This window comes from Streptomyces xanthophaeus, from assembly GCF_030440515.1.
Taxonomy (GTDB): domain Bacteria; phylum Actinomycetota; class Actinomycetes; order Streptomycetales; family Streptomycetaceae; genus Streptomyces; species Streptomyces kutzneri.
Genome location: NZ_CP076543.1, coordinates 520,337 through 535,197, shown reverse-complemented (window position 1 = coordinate 535,197; position 14,861 = coordinate 520,337). Strand labels below are relative to the sequence as shown.

The window sequence follows — 14,861 nt, the reverse complement described above, 5'->3', positions numbered from 1 at the left end:
ACGAGTGGCGTGCCGGCCCGGCCGGCACGCTCATGTCCTCATTATGCACGCGGTGCGTGCAACACCAAGTGCACCGCTAGGATGAGATCCGGCGAGAGGAGCAAGATGGCAGGCCGAAGGCGTTGGGCGACCGAAGAGATCCTGGATGCGGCGGCGGAGCTGCTGCGCACGAGCGACGCGGATTCGTTCAGCGTGCGCAAGCTGGCCGCGGCCCTCGGGACCGATTCCTCCAGCCTCTACCGGCACTTCCGCAGCAAGACCGAACTGCTGCGCGCGGTCGCCGACCGGATCCTCCTGGCCGCGATGGACGGGTACCGCCCCGAGGGCGACTGGAAGCAGCGCATCACGGCCTTGGCCCTGCGCGCGAGAGAGGCCTTCGGTCAGCAGCCCCAGCTCGCCGCGGTCTGGGGACGCCATGCATCGAGCGGCACCGGTTCCCGGCTGGTCATGGAAGAGGTGCTGCAGGCCCTGCGCGCGTCGGGGCTGCCCGACGCGGAGATCCCGGCGTGCTACCACCGGCTCGCGGTCCTCCTCGCCGCACTGATCGCCTCCGAGGCAGGGGTCAGCACCGTCACCCCGGAAGAGCGCGAACAGGGCATGGAGCTGTTCCGCGTGGCGGTTCTGGGAGCCGACCCCGAACGCTTCCCGGCCCTGGCCCACTTCGCCCGCGACGTCCGCCCCCTCGGGGTGGATCGCCGTGCCGCGTTCGAAGAGATCCTCGCCGCCCAACTCGCCCACATCGAGGCCGTGGCCGGCCCGGGCCGAGGGGTGTCCGGCTGATCGTGAGCGAGGCCGGAGGCGGCGCCGGCTCCGGCCGGGCCCTGTCCTCGTCCGTCGGATCCCCCGCCTCGTGACCGTGCCGACGAGCCGGCGGTGAACCGGTCGCATGATCCGCCGGGCAGGACCCGGCGGCTCGCCGGCCGGACAGACGATCTAGGGTGTGCCGATGCAGCCCTTCCCGCCGCCGCAGATACCGGCGAACGAACTCCGGCCCGGCCGTCATTGGTATGCCACGGCGACCGCGATCGCCGTCGTACTGCTCGTCCTGGGTGTGGTCATCGGTGTGTACCGGTTCAACAGTGCGATCGACTCGGTGGACACCGGCCATCAGTTCGCCAACGGCGACACCGTCACCCTTCGGCTGGAGCCGGGGAGCGAGAAAGCCATCTGGATCAGGGACGAGGAATTCGGCGGACCCGCCGCCCCGGAGTGCCGCATCACCGGGCCGGGCGACCCCGCTCTCACCGATCCCGGAATCGACGTGTTCCTCACCCGTGACGAGACCTGGAATCCGCTCTACACCATCGACGTGACACGAGCAGGCGAGTACGAGGTCACCTGCTCGTCCCAGGCGCTCTCCGCGTACGCCATCGGGGACTCCGGAGCCGTTTTCGCGTTTGCCGGCTGGCTGGTACTGGCCATCGCTCTCCCCGTCCTCGGAATCGTCGTCTGCGCCGTCATCGTCCTCGTCACCGCCTTCCGCCGCAGAGGCCACCGCAAGCGGCTGCTCGCCGAACGCCACGGCTCCGGCGGGATCCGTCCGCCTGTCGCGTGACTCATCTCTGACAATCCGTCAATTTCCTTGCGCACCAGGCTTTCCTGGCTCTTCGGTGCGCAAGGAACGGAGTCTGTCCGGCCTCTTGCCGTGTCGCCCCGGTTCGCGAATGATGCTCGCGGCGTGTCGGTCGGCGGTTTGTTCCGTCGTGACGCGCTGCCCCCCTCGCACCCGGTCGGCCAGGAGGTCTGTTTTGCGGACGAACCGTCACATCCGGAGATCGATGGTGGTCGTCGGTGCCGCCCTCGCGGTGGTCGTCGCCGTTCCTCAGGTGGCCTTCGCGGCGCCGCCCCCGGCGCTCCCCGGCCGAGCCGAAGCGATCGAGCTGACCTACCAGCCCGCCTACGACTACGACACCGACGGCTGCTATCCGACGCCCGCCATCAGTTCGAGCGGGGTCCTCAACGGCGGACTCAAACCCACCGGCGCCCTCAACGGCAGCTGCCGGGACGCCTCGGACCTCGCCAACACCAACGGCTACTCCCGCTGGAAGTGCAACAACGGCTGGTGCGCCGTCATTTACGCGCTGTACTTCGAGAAGGACCAGGCCCTTCCCGGCATCGAGCTCGGCGGCCACCGCCACGACTGGGAGCACGTGGTCGTGTGGATCCAGGGCAACGAGGCCAAGTACGTCGCGACCTCCGCCCACGGGGACTTCAACATCCACGCGCGCGACCAGATCCGCTGGGACGGCAACCACCCCAAGATCGTCTACCACAAGGACGGCATCGGCACGCATTGCTTCCGCGCGGCGAACACCAACGACGAGCCGCCCGAGAACCACCGCGGCACCTGGCAGTTCCCCACGCTCGTGGGGTGGTCGGGCTACCCGGCGACCGTGCGCGAAAAGCTCACCCAGGCCGATTTCGGCAGCGCGCACTTCGGCCTGAGGGACGACTCCTTCGCCAACCACCTGGCGGAGGCCAAGCCGGCCGGCATCCCCTTCGACCCGTACCAGTAGCCGCCGCCACCGCCACCGCCACCGGCCTCGCGATGCGCGGGACCGGCGCCGGTGGCGACGCCTGCCGTCAGCCCGCCCAGATCCTGCGGTACCCCTCGCGGTAACCGGACGGGTCCCAGGACGTGGCGCCGTCGCTGTTGTCGGCCGTGGCGATGTGCACGGGGGCCACGTAGCCGCTGGCCGGCCGGCCGGCGAAGGCGCGGTTGAACTCGTCGATGATCTGCCAGCCCTGCTGGTTCAGCGGCTCGGGCACGGTGGCGGCCTGGAACTGCTCGCTGTTGATCCGCTGGAAGGCGGAGGGGTCGCCGTCGCCGGCGCCGATGTTGAGGGGCGGCCCGGAGCCGGGCCTGCCCGCCGCGCGCAGGGCCGGGGCCGCGTCCGCGAAGTAGAGGTCGTTGATGGCGGCGGAGTACGTCCAGTCGTCCTGGAAGCGGGAGAGCAGCGAGGAGACCGCCTGCGGGGTGCGGCTCGCGGCGTCGGGGATGGGGATGTTCTCGTAGCTCAGGAGCCGTACACCGGAACAGGTGGCGAGCTCCTCGCGGATCAGCTCGGCCTTGTTCTTCGCGAACGGGATCGAGTCGTCGGTGAAGAGGACGACCCCGGCATCACCCGCGGACCGGGCGATGATCCAGTCCGCGCTGATCCTCGCCACGTCCTCCACCTTGGTGGTGACGTTGGTGAACAGCTTCGGTCTCTCGCTCGGGCCGGGGGAGCCCACCGCGTGCCAGCCGATCACCGGGATGTGCGCCGCTTCGGCCCGCGCCATCTGCTGCGAGGTCAGCTGGGGATCGAAGCCGCCGATGACGATGCCCGAGGGCCGCAGGGTGATCGCCTGGCTGAGCGCCGCCTGGATGCCGGCCGGGGTGCCGTCCCCGTCGATCACCCGGACCTGCCAGCCGATGGCCTTCGCGGCCTCCTCGACGCCCTTCGCGACGCCCGCGACACCGGGGTTGGTCATGGTCTGCGCGACGTAGACGATCGACTTGCCGGGGACCGCCGCGGGGCCGGTGGTGGGGCCGTGCCAGGCGGTGTCGGCCTTCTCGGCCCGCGCGACGGCCGCCGCGGCGCTCGCGAGGGCGGTGGGGCAACCGGCCTTGGGCGGCGCGGCGCCGGTGGAGGGGCCGCCGCTCCCGCAGCCGGCGACGAGGGCGGCGGCCGCTGCCAGCAGGGCCGCGGTCGTACGGGTGGTCCTGCGGTGCGAGTGCGAGCGCTTCGGGTACACGGTGCTCCTGACGCGGTGCGCGTACGAACGTTTCTAGGGGGTGCGCAGCCGGCGGCGGGCTGAGTAGCCGGCCAGGCCGACGGCGATGAGCAGGGTGGCCCCGTTGAACAGCGGTGTGGCCCAGAAGTCGGCGCCGAGCTGGCCGATGCCGGCGAGGCCGATGGCGAGGACGGCGACCGCCACGACGGTGCCGAGGGCGTTGACGCGGCCGGGTTTGATCGTCGTGGACCCGAGCAGGGCGCCGACGAAGGCGGGCAGCAGGTAGTCCAGCCCGACGCTCGGGTTGCCGGTCTGCTGCTGGGCGGCGAGGAGGACCCCGGCGAGGCCGGTGACCAGGCCCGATCCGGCGAAGGCGTAGACGGAGTACCGGTGGCTGGGGATGCCGATGATGTCGGCGGTGCGCCGGCTGGAGCCGATGACGTACATGTACCGGCCGAGCGGCAGCCGTTCCAGGACCACCCAGAGCGCGGCCGCGAGGGCCAGGACGTAGTAGGCGGGCAGCGGCAGACCGAGGAAGCGGGAGTCGTAGAGGCCGGTGAAGGCGGCGGGCAGGCCGTCCGGGCCGGGGACGATCCGGGAGCCGTCGGTGATCCAGCCGGTGACGGCGTACATCATGCTGCCGGTGCCGAGCGTGGCGATGAAGGAGTCGATGCGCACGTACTCGACGATGACGCCGTTGAGGACGCCGACCAGGGCCCCGCCGAGGACCACGGTGAGACAGGCGAGCGGCCAGGGCCAGCCCGTGTCGACGATGAGCTGCATCACCATCACATGGGCCAGGCCGAGGCCGTAACCCATGGACAGGTCGAACTTGCCGGTGGCGATGGGGATGGTCGCGCCGAGGGCCAGGATGGCCGGGATCGACTGGTTGGACAGGATCGAGGAGACGTTGTCCCGGGTGGGGAAGGTGTCCGGCAGGACGAGGGAGAAGACGAGGAAGAGCAGGACGGCGAGGGCCAGCAGGCCGTAGGCGCCGATGTGGTGACCCCGCAGGTGGTCCAGCGGGGACCGCGGCGGAGGCGAGGACGGGGACGAGGACGAGGACGGGGACGAGGACGAGGACGAAGGCGAGGATGAAGGCGAGGGCGAAGGGGAAGGGGGCATGGTCATCGGTCCGTCGTGGGTCCGGTGATCGCGGGCATGGCCGAGGCGGTCCGGGTGAGTTCGGCGACCGTGAGGGCCGCACCGGTCAGCTCGGTGCTCACGCTCCCGCGGACGAACACCAGAGCGCGATGGCACACGTCCGCAACCTCTTCGAAATCGGTGGAGATGAGCAGGACCGCCAGGCCCGAGGCCAGTGCGTCGTCGAGCAGCCGGTGGATGGTCGCCTTGGCCCCGACGTCCACCCCGGCGGTCGGCTCCTCCAGGACGAGCAGGCGCAGGTGTCCCCGGAGCCAGCGGCCGACCATGACCTTCTGCTGGTTGCCACCGGACAGGGTGGCGATCGGCACCTCGCTGTCGCGGGGGTGCACCGAGAACCGGTCGATGAGGGCGGTGGCCTCGGCGCGCTCGCGGCGGGGGCCGATCCAGTGCACCGCGGGGGCGCCCGTAGCGCGCGGATTCGCCAGGAAGTTCTCCCGCACGGTCAGGTCGGCGGCGCAGCCCTCCTCCTGACGGTTGGCCGCCACGAAGCCGACGCCGGATTCGAGTGCGGAGTGGACCGTACGCGGGTGGTAGGGCCGGCCGTCGAGCAGCACCTGCCCGCCGAGGATCGGCCGGGCGCCGGCGAGGGCGCGGCCCAGCTCCATGTGGCCTGCGCCGGTCAGGCCCACCATGCCGAGGATCTCACCGGCGCGCAGGTCCAGGCTGACCTCTCCGGTGGACACCGTCCGCACCCCGGCGAGGCTCAGCAGGGGTGCGCCCGCGGCCGGGGGAGTGCCCGGCGTCCGTCCGGCCGGTGCGTGACCCACGATCGCGCGCACCAGCCGGTCCGGGCTGTGACCGGCGAGCGGGCCCCGGTCGACCAGCCGACCGTCCCGCAGGACGGCGAAGGTGTCGGCGACCCGGTAGACCTCGTCGAGCCGGTGGCTGACGTAGAGGATGCCGTGGCCGCGGTCACGCAGGGTGTGCAGTACGTCGAAGAGCCGCGCGCAGTCGGCGGCGGGGAGGGTGGCGGTCGGCTCGTCGAGCACGAGGAGCTCGGCCCGGGTGGCGAGGGCGCGGGCGATGGCGACGAGCGAGCGCTCGGCGGGACCGAGGCGGGCGATCCGGGCGTCGGCGTCCAGGTGCCCGGCGACGATCCGCAGGGCCTCGTCGCAGCGCTCCCGGGTCCGCCGCCAGGAGATCAGTCCGCGGCGGCGGGAGTAGCCGGTGCCCAGGGCGACGTTCTCGGCCACCGTCATCCACGGGACGAGCCCGAGGTCCTGGTGGATGAAGGACATGTTCCGGGTCGCGGCGTGACTGCCGAGGGGATGGCCGGCCACCGTGACCTCGCCCGTGTCGGCCCGGTGCACCCCGGCGAGCACCTTGATGAGGGTGGACTTTCCGGCTCCGTTGGGGCCGAGCAGGGCGAGGACGCTGCCGCGCCGGATGTCGAGGTCGACCGAGTCCAGGGCGAGCGTGCCGCCGAACCGCTTGCTCAGGCCGCGCAGGCGGACGAGTGGTGCGGCACCGGACTGCGAGGGTGGGCTCGCCCAGGTGTCGGGAGCGTCGTGCACAGACTTCTCCGGGGGTCGGCCTCCGAGTTCTTCCCGACGGGTACGGGGCACTCTACGGGGATACAGAGGGTTATTCCTGGCATATCGCCACGCTGTCTGCCCCCAATGGCGGAACGACCGCGGGGTTCGGGGGTCAAGCGGCGGCCAGGGTGCACTCGGCCCAGATGACCTTGCCGTCGGTGGTGTAGCGGGTGCCCCAGGACTGGGCGAGCTGCGCGACGAGGAACAGGCCGCGGCCGCCCTCGTCGGTGGTCGCCGACTGGCGCATGCGCGGGGCGCTGCTGCTGGCGTCGTGCACCTCGCAGATCAGGTTGCGGTCGTGGATGAGACGGACCCGGATCGGCGCGGTCCCGTACCGGACGGCGTTCGTGACCAGCTCGCTGAGCAGGAGTTCCGTGGCGAACGCGGACTCCTCCAGTCCCCACCGGTTCAGCTGGCTCACGGAAGCGGCGCGGACCTCGGAGACGAGGGCCGGATCGGCGGCCAGCTCCCAGGTGGCGATCCGGTCCGCGGGTACGGCGCGGGTGCGGGCGACGAGGAGCGCGATGTCGTCGTCGGGGTGCTCGGGTGCGACGGCGTCGAGGACGGCCTGGCAGGTCTCCTCCGGGGCCCGGTCCGGGTGGGCCAGCGCCCGGTTCAGGGCGTCGAGGGCCACGTCGATGTCGCGGTGGCGGTCCTCGATGAGCCCGTCGGTGTAGAGGACGAGCTGGCTGTGCTCGGGGAGCCGGATCTCGGCCGACTCGAAGGGCAGGCCGCCGAGGCCGAGCGGGGGACCGGCGGGCAGGTCGAGGAGGGACACGGTGCCGTCGGGCCGGACCAGCGCGGGCGGAGGGTGGCCGGCGCGGGCCATCGTGCACTGCTGGGAGGTGGGGTCGTAGATGGCGTACAGGCAGGTGGCGCCGACGATGCCGGTGCTGCCGGAGCCGGGACCGTCCGCGCCCTCCTCCCGGTCGAGGCGCACCATCAGGTTGTCCAGGTGGGTGAGGAGCTCGTCGGGGGCCAGCTCCAGCTCGGCGAAGTTACGGGCGGCGGTGCGCAGGCGGCCCATGGTGGCGGCGGCGTGCAGTCCGTGGCCGACGACATCGCCGACGAGGAGGGCGACCCGGGCCCCGGACAGGGGGATGACGTCGAACCAGTCGCCGCCCACACCCGACTCGGCGGGCAGATAGCGGTGGGCGACCTCGACGGCGCTCTGCTCGGGGAGGTCGCGGGGGAGCAGGCTGCGCTGCAGGGACAGGGCGAGGGTGTGTTCGCGGGTGTAGCGGCGGGCGTTGTCGATGCAGAGGGAGGCGCGGGCGGCGAGCTCCTGCGCCAGCGAGCGGTCGTCGTCCCCGTAGGGGGCCGGGTCCTGCGAGCGGTAGAAGCTCGCGACGCCGAGGACGGCGCCACGGGCGAGCAGGGGGACCGTGATGAGGGAGTGGATGTTGTGGGCGAGGAGCCGTTCGGCGTGCCGGGGGTCCTGGGCGATCCAGCCGAAGGCGGCCCGCAGATCCTGTTCGAGCACCGGCTGCCGGGTGGCGATGCAGCGCATGTGGGGCGTGGTGGGCCGCAGGCTGATCTGCGCGCCGACCGGGTAGAAGGGGCAGTCCTCACGGATGCCGTGGACCACCGTGCGCTGCATCTCGGTGGTGGGATGGGGGGAGTCCTCCCCGAGCAGTACGCCTCCGGGCAGGTCGATGGTGACGAAATCGGCCAACCTCGGGACGGCCGTCTCGGCGAGCTCCCAGGCGGTGCGGCTCACGTCCAGCGTGGTGCCGATGCGGTTGCTGGCCTCGGCCAGCAACTCCAGGCGCCGGCGTGCCGCGACGGCGTACTTGCCCACCTCGGGCTCGCCCACCAGCACCAGCCCTCTGACCCGGCCCTGGGCGGGGCCGGCGGCGGGCGCCGCGGCGGCCTCCGCGGCGGGGCCTTCGGTGCCCGGTGCGCCGCGTGCGCGGACCGTCGCCGGCGGCGGACCGGGGGTGACGTGAGGACGGAACACGGGCGGCACCCCGGCGGGGGCGTGCGGCTGGGGGTGGGTGGGGGCCGGGGCGTGCCGCTCCGAGTCCTCGGGGAGCAGTGCCTCGACGACGACCCCCTCCACCCCGGCGGCGCTCGTCACGGGGTGGCTGACCAGCGTGACCCACCGGCCGCGGGACAGGGGCACTTCGGCGGCGGCCCGCCGGTCCCCGGACATCAGCTCCGTGGCCTTCTCCTTGAGGGTCGCCTGGTCGCTCTGCTCCAGCTCGCTCTGGAGGAAGTCGGCCATCGCCACCGGGTGCCCGTCGAGGCCGTGCTCGCTGCTCAGAGCCAGGCTCGCGGTGTCGAGATAGGCCTGCAGCAGACCGTGCTCGCGCGCCGAACTCTGGTCCATCAGCCTTCGCTCGATGGCTTCGGCCGCCTTGCGCACCACGGGGATCAGCGCCGGGTCCGCGTCGGTGTAGGGATAGCCGAGGCACAGGACGCCCTGGATGTGCCCGCTGAGCTGGTCGCGCAGCGGGATCGCGGTGCAGGCGCTCGACTGGGAACGCTCGGCGAAGTGCTCGGCGCCGTAGACCTGGCACAGCCGCCTCTCCGCGAGGGTGAGGCCGATGCCGTTCGTACCGGCCACCTGCTCGGCGAACACGAAGCCGGGGAGGATCTGGATCGGGGCGAGCTGCTTGAGCATGGATTTCTCGCCGAAGCGGCGGGCGAGCACCGTGCCGTGACCGTCGGCGAGGCAGATGTTGGTGCGGCTGCCCGCGAAAATGCTCTGGAGCCGGTCGAGTACGGGTTCGGCGGCGCGCAGCAGCGGACCGTCCGGATCGAAGCCCTCCTGGAACGGCAGCTCGGACTGCTCCGGCGACAACCCCAGGAGCCGACTGCGCTGCCACGAGCTCAGGATCGGACTTCTCACGCTCCCCTCGACCGACTCGCCCTGCAGGAATCGGTCACGGAACCGCACGGGGCCGATGCGGTCTCCGACGGCCCCCATGTGCATCACTTCCCCTCACCGGAGCACCCTCGATCGCCAGATTTGAGTATATTCCTCACATTTCGGCAATGAGGTGTGGGAGCGAAGTGATCAGCGCGTGCCCGCGTCACAGGACCGCGACCGGATTGACGGGTGAGCCGGTTCCGCCGGGGACGTTCAGCGGTGCCACGACGAGCAGGAACGCGTAACGGCCCGCTTCGGCGCACGCGGCCGAGAGCGGTTCGAGGTCGAGGTTGTCCAGCAGCGGCACCCCCATCGCCGTGACGGCGAGCGCGTGGACGGGGGAGTGCAGTCCTTCGACCGGCGAGGGCCGTACGTCGCTGTCCCCGTCACCGCCCAGCAGCGCGACGGCGCGCTCGACCAGCAGCGGTACGGCGTGCACGTGCCAGCCCGCGCTCGCCGTGTCGGGGTTCCAGGGGCCGAGCTCCCGGCGCCGGCGCAGGGCCCCGGAGCGCAGCAGGACGGCGTCGCCGTCCCCGACGGTCACCCCGAGGGCCTCCTCCGCGGCGACGAGGTCCCGGGCGTGCACCGCACGGCCCGGTTCGAGCCATTCGACCCCGAGGACGGCGGGCAGGTCGACCAGGACGCCCCTGGTGACCAGCGGGCCGAGCGCCGACACCGCGCCGAAGTGGGCACCCGCCGCATCGACGCACTCGCGCGCCGCCCGCCCGTCGTACAGTTGCCCTCGGTAGGCGACGTGCGACAGTGCGTCGAGGTGCGTCACGCTCTTGCCGTGGTAGTCCGCGGCCAGGAAGTCCTTGTGGACGGACGGCTCCGGGACCTGCACGTCGCCGAGGTCGGACATGTAGTGCAGTGCGGGCCTCGCGTTGTCCGGGCCGGGGCGGGTGTCCCAGGGCCGTGCCATCGGGACGACCGTCCCGTCCCGGACCGTGGCGGCGGCCCTGCGCGCATGCTCCGCCGTCACCCGGTTCCAGGCCCCGCGGTCGGCCGCCGCCCACCGGCCCCACGTACGGACCGACGCGAACAGCGCGTCGAACTCCTGGCGGGAGACGGCGGGCCCGTTCGCCGGCCCGTCGGCGGGGACACCGGCGGGGGCGTCGGTGGGGTTGCCGCTCATGTCCCCAGTGTCCGGCGGTTCGCCCCCCGGCGCTGGCCGGGAGACGTTCTCCGCGCAAGGGGGTGCCGGTCGCTCGCGCTAGTGTGCGCGCGTGAGCTTTCATCTCGTCATAGGTTTTGGTCCCGCCGGCGCCGCCACCGCCCGGCTCCTCGCCGAACAGGGCCGTACCGTAAGGGTGGTCACCAGATCGGGCCGGAGCCCGGAACCCGGGATCGAACACGTCGCGCTCGACGCGACCGACACCCGGCAACTGGCCGAAGCCGCGCGGGGCGCGGCCGCGATCCACAGCTGCGCCGCACCCCCCTACCACCGCTGGGCGGGCGACTGGCCGCCGCTGGCCTCGTCGCTCTGCGCCGCGGCCGAGGCGACCGGGGCCGTACTGGTCATGCTGGGGAACCTCTACGGCTACGGCCCCGTGGACGGCCCCCTGACCGAGGAACTGCCGCTCGCGGCCACCGGCACCAAGGGGCGGGTCCGCGCCGCGGTCTGGGAACAGGCGCGGACACTGCACGAGCAGGGCCGGATCAGGGCGGTCGAGGTACGCGCCTCGGACTTCTTCGGACCCGGCGTCACCGATGGCGGCCACCTGGCCGCGCGGGTCGTGCCGCCGCTGCTGCGCGGCAGGCCGGTCACCACGCTGGGGGACCCGGACGCCCCGCACAGCTGGACCTATCTCCCCGATGTCGCACGGACGCTGGCCGAGGTCGCGGACGAGGAGCGCGCCTGGGGACGCGCCTGGCACGTCCCGACCCAGCCCGCGCGGTCCGTACGGGAGATGGTCGGGCGGCTCTGCGCCCAGGCGGGGACGGGACCGGTCGCCGTGCGCGGGCTCCCGTCGGCCGTGGTCGGCGTGGCATCGCTCTTCTCCCCGCTGATCCGCGAACTGAAGGAGATCCGCTACCAGTTCGACCGTCCGTTCGTCCTGAATTCGAGCGCCTACGAGGCGGCGTTCGCGGTACGGTCCACCCCCGTAGACGAGCAGGTCAAGGCGACGTTGGAATGGTGGCGCGAACGACTCGCGACCAGCGAACGTCAGGGGTGACAGGACAGGGATGAACCACATGGAGGACGCCCGGAGACCGGGGCGGGAGGACATCGCCGTCGTGGGGATGGCGTGCCGGTTCCCGGGCGCGCGCAATGTGAACCAATACTGGCGGCTGCTGACGGCCCCGCAGGCACAGTTCGGGACGATCCCGGACTCGCGGTGGCGCACCTCGGCCTTCACGAGCGACAACTTCCGCGACACCTCGTCGGCGTACACGGACACCATGGCGCTGCTGCCGGACGTGGGTCACTTCGACGCGGCCCACTACGGCATCCCGCCGCGGCGGGCCCGGGCGATGGACCCGCAGGCCCGGCTGCTGATCGACCTCGCCCGCGAGGCCATCCAGGACGCCGGGTGGGAGGCCGACGGCTTCGACCGCGAGGAGACCTCGGTGATCACGGCGCTCACCGAGGGCGGCTACCGCGAACTCAGCACCCTGCAGATCCGGATGCGCCAGCTGGCCGGTGGCGAGTTCGGTGCGCGGCCCGGCGACCCCCGCCTGCTGGAGTCGGTGCGGGCCGTCGACGGACTCAACGGCACCTCCGTGGCCGGGCTCCTGCTCAACATGGGCCCCAACACCATCAGCTCGGTCTTCGACCTGCACGGCGAGAGCTACGCTCTGGACTCGGCCTGCTCGGGCGGACTCATGGCCGTGGCCAACGCCGTGCACGCTCTGCGCGCGGGCCGCTCCCGCATCGCCCTCGCGGGCGGCGCCCAACTGATACTCACCCCCGACCTGCTGGTCGGGCTGTGCCGGATCGGCGCCATCTCGCGCAGCGGCCGCTGTCTGCCCTTCGGCGCGCAGGCCGACGGCTTCGTCCTCGGCGAGGGAGCCGGGGTCCTGGTGCTGCGGCCCCTGTCCGACGCACTGGCGGCGGGCGACCGGGTCTACGCCGTGATCCGCGGTGTGGGAACGGCCAACGACGGGACCGTGCAGGGCGGTATGCACCCCCAGGCGGCCGGCCAGCTCCGCACCCTGCGCCGGGCCTACCGGGACGCGGGGCTCTCCCCGGACGCGGTGGGCTACCTGGAGGCGCACGGCACCGGAACCACGGTCGGCGACCCCGTCGAGCTCGGTGTCCTGCGCGAACTGCGCGGTGAGCGCTCCGAACCCGCCTACCTCGGCGCCGTGAAGGCGGTGGTCGGACACTCGCTGAACTCCGCGGGGATCGCGGGGCTCATCAAGTCGGTCCTGGCCGTGCAGCGGGGCGTGATACCCCCGCAGCCGGAGTGCGACCTGGCCGATCGTTCCGGCTTCGACGCCGCTCGGCTGACCGTGGCGACAGCCCCGACGCCGTGGCCGGACCGCGCGGGTCCGCGCCGGGCGGGGGTCAGTGCCTTCGGCTTCGGCGGTACCGGCGTGCACCTGGTGGTGGAGGAATGCACCACGGCCCCGACCGGACCGGCAGCGCCTGCGGCGCCGGCCGGCGGACCGTACGTACTGGCCCTCAGCGCGCGGGACCGGGACGGACTGGCCCGCTACGCCCGGGAGCTCGCGGAGACCCTCACCGACGACCGGCCCCCGCTGGCCTCGGTGGCGGACACCCTGGCCCGCCGCACACCCCTCACCCAGCACCTCACCCTGATGGCCCGGGACTCCGCCGACGCCATCGCCCGGCTGACGGCGGCGGCCGCCGCCGTCGAGGCCGGCCGTACGCAGGAGCTCGCCGGGCACACGGCCACCGACGCCGTGCCCCGGCCGCCCGCAACGGTGCGGACGCCCCCGTGCACCCTGCCGCCGAGCCCGCTGGCCCCGCGCCGCCACTGGGTCGTGGACGACTCGGCGCGCGAGGTCCCGGATCCCGCCGAGGCCACACCCGCGACACCCGCGACACCCGCGACCGTGTCGCTCCCCGGCGGCGCATCCGCGGCCTCCCTCGTGCTCGAAGAGGTCTCGCGGACCGGTGTCTTTCCGCTCGCCGAGCTGAGCGGGCACCTGACCCTGGTGACCGACCTCGGATTCGACTCCCTGATGCTGCAGGAGCTCGCGATCAACATCACCAAACGGATACCGGGGTTCCGGTCCGAGGAGCTGTTCTCGCCCGGACTCACCGTCGGCCGGCTGATCGAACTCGTGGACCCGGACACGGATACGCACACCGCTGCGGACCGCACGCGTACGGCGGCCCCCGCCGGACCGGCCCCGCAGCCGGAGCCCGTATGGGACGCCAGGACGGCCTCCATCGACGCGTTCCCGGAAGTGGGCGAGTTCGAGCAGCGCCTCGGCCGGATCACCGACAGCGGCGCGGCCAACCCGTACTTCCGGGTCCACGAGGGCAACATCCGCGACACGACCGTCATCGGGGGCCGCACCCTGCTGTCCTTCGGCAGCTACAACTACCTGGGGCTCTCCGGCCATCCGGCGGTCGACGAAGCCGTGCACCGGGCGGTGGACCGGTACGGCACCTCGGTCTCCGCGAGCCGCGTGCTCTCCGGCGAACGGGACCTGACCGTACGGCTGGAGCGGGCGCTGACCGACTTCCTCGGCGTCGGCGACTGCCTGACCCTGGTGAGCGGCCACGCCACGAACGTCACCGCCATAGGGCACCTCGTCGGCCCCGAGGACCTCGTGGTGCACGACGCGCTCGCCCACGACAGCATCCTGCAGGGCTGCGCCCTGTCCGGGGCGGCGCGACGCCCCTTCGCCCACAACGACATGCGGCAGCTGGAGCACATGCTGCAGCTCAACAGGCCCCGGTTCCGGCGGGTGCTGATCGCCGTCGAGGGCGCCTACAGCATGGACGGCGACCTCGTCGACCTGCCGGCCGTGATCGAGCTGAAGAAGCGCTACGGCGCCCTGCTGATGGTCGACGAGGCCCACAGCATCGGCACCGTCGGCGAACACGGCAGGGGAGTGGGCGAGTTCTACGGCGTCGACCGGTCCGACGTGGACCTGTGGATGGGCACCCTCTCCAAGTCCTTCGCCAGCTGCGGCGGTTACCTCGGCGGCTCGGCCCGGATGGTGCGCTGGCTGCGCCACACGCTCCCCGGCTTCGTCTACAGCGTCGGCCTGACCCCGGCCAACGCGGCCGCCGCGCTGGCCGCCACCGAGCTGCTCACCGCGCAGCCGCAGCGGGTGCGTGCCCTCAGACGGAACTCCGAGCTCTTCCTCCGGCTCGCCGCCGAGGCCGGCCTGGCGACGGGCTCCAGCGCGGGCACCCCCATCGTGTCGTGCATCCTCGGCGACTCGGCGAGGACCCTGCGCGTCGCGGACGGGCTGTTCGCCCGGGGCGTCGTCGCGGACCCGATCTTCCACCCCGCCGTGGAGGAAGGGCTGTCGAGACTGCGCTTCTTCGTCACCAGCGAACACCGCGCGGACGACATCCGGCGGGCCGTGTCGATCCTGGCCGAAGAGGTGGCGGCAGCCGCTGCCGGGCGATAAATGATCCA

Annotated in this window: 10 protein-coding genes; 5 read left to right on the top strand and 5 right to left on the bottom strand. The window is 72.6% G+C overall.

Translation table 11 applies throughout. The features are described 5' to 3' along the window. Positions 1-105: 105 nt before the first annotated feature. The 3 genes from KO717_RS02420 to KO717_RS02410 all read left to right on the top strand — a co-directional run bounded on the left by KO717_RS02420 (position 106) and on the right by KO717_RS02410 (position 2,516). A complete protein-coding gene (locus KO717_RS02420; RefSeq protein ID WP_301364111.1) occupies positions 106-780 on the top strand; it encodes a TetR/AcrR family transcriptional regulator in 675 nt (224 codons plus the stop codon). Between the two features lie 160 nt (positions 781-940). Continuing rightward, entirely contained in the window at positions 941-1,555 is a 615-nt protein-coding gene (locus KO717_RS02415) for a hypothetical protein (RefSeq protein WP_301364110.1), read from the top strand. A 223-nt stretch (positions 1,556-1,778) separates the two neighbouring features. Beyond that, complete coding sequence (locus KO717_RS02410) at positions 1,779-2,516, top strand: NPP1 family protein (protein ID WP_301374340.1); 738 nt, start codon at positions 1,779-1,781, stop codon at positions 2,514-2,516. Positions 2,517-2,583: 67 nt separating this feature from the next. On the opposite strand, the gene KO717_RS02405 is transcribed toward KO717_RS02410, so the two are convergent. From KO717_RS02405 to KO717_RS02385, 5 genes are all read right to left on the bottom strand, one after another. Then, positions 2,584-3,684, bottom strand: coding sequence for a substrate-binding domain-containing protein (locus tag KO717_RS02405; protein ID WP_301374339.1), 1,101 nt, complete (start codon positions 3,682-3,684; stop codon positions 2,584-2,586). Between the two features lie 87 nt (positions 3,685-3,771). Further along, complete coding sequence (locus KO717_RS02400; RefSeq protein WP_301364109.1) at positions 3,772-4,848, bottom strand: ABC transporter permease; 1,077 nt, start codon at positions 4,846-4,848, stop codon at positions 3,772-3,774. Continuing rightward, positions 4,845-6,395, bottom strand: a complete 1,551-nt coding sequence (locus tag KO717_RS02395) for a sugar ABC transporter ATP-binding protein (RefSeq protein ID WP_301364108.1) — start codon at positions 6,393-6,395, stop codon at positions 4,845-4,847. The genes KO717_RS02400 and KO717_RS02395 overlap by 4 nt, the downstream gene beginning before the upstream one ends. 133 nt (positions 6,396-6,528) lie before the next feature. After that, on the bottom strand, positions 6,529-9,348 hold the full coding sequence (locus KO717_RS02390; RefSeq protein ID WP_301364107.1) for a SpoIIE family protein phosphatase: 2,820 nt from the start codon (positions 9,346-9,348) through the stop codon (positions 6,529-6,531). Between the two features lie 106 nt (positions 9,349-9,454). Further along, a complete protein-coding gene (locus tag KO717_RS02385; RefSeq protein WP_301364106.1) occupies positions 9,455-10,426 on the bottom strand; it encodes a cyclase family protein in 972 nt (323 codons plus the stop codon). Between the two features lie 91 nt (positions 10,427-10,517). Between KO717_RS02385 and KO717_RS02380 the strand changes: the two genes are divergently transcribed. Both KO717_RS02380 and KO717_RS02375 read left to right on the top strand, forming a co-directional pair. After that, on the top strand, positions 10,518-11,468 hold the full coding sequence (locus KO717_RS02380; RefSeq protein ID WP_301364105.1) for an NAD-dependent epimerase/dehydratase family protein: 951 nt from the start codon (positions 10,518-10,520) through the stop codon (positions 11,466-11,468). A gap of 10 nt (positions 11,469-11,478) precedes the next feature. Further along, the gene (locus tag KO717_RS02375; protein WP_301364104.1) at positions 11,479-14,853 is read left to right on the top strand and encodes an aminotransferase class I/II-fold pyridoxal phosphate-dependent enzyme; all 3,375 of its coding nucleotides are present in this window, start codon (positions 11,479-11,481) and stop codon (positions 14,851-14,853) included. Positions 14,854-14,861: the final 8 nt, after the last annotated feature.

Coding starts and splice junctions, on each gene's coding strand:
- KO717_RS02400 (WP_301364109.1), bottom strand. CDS start 4,848: ATGACCATGCCCCCTTCCCCTTCGCCCTCGCCTTCATCCTCGCCTTCG.
- KO717_RS02390 (WP_301364107.1), bottom strand. CDS start 9,348: ATGGGGGCCGTCGGAGACCGCATCGGCCCCGTGCGGTTCCGTGACCGA.
- KO717_RS02410 (WP_301374340.1), top strand. CDS start 1,779: ATGGTGGTCGTCGGTGCCGCCCTCGCGGTGGTCGTCGCCGTTCCTCAG.
- KO717_RS02375 (WP_301364104.1), top strand. CDS start 11,479: ATGAACCACATGGAGGACGCCCGGAGACCGGGGCGGGAGGACATCGCC.
- KO717_RS02385 (WP_301364106.1), bottom strand. CDS start 10,426: ATGAGCGGCAACCCCACCGACGCCCCCGCCGGTGTCCCCGCCGACGGG.
- KO717_RS02420 (WP_301364111.1), top strand. CDS start 106: ATGGCAGGCCGAAGGCGTTGGGCGACCGAAGAGATCCTGGATGCGGCG.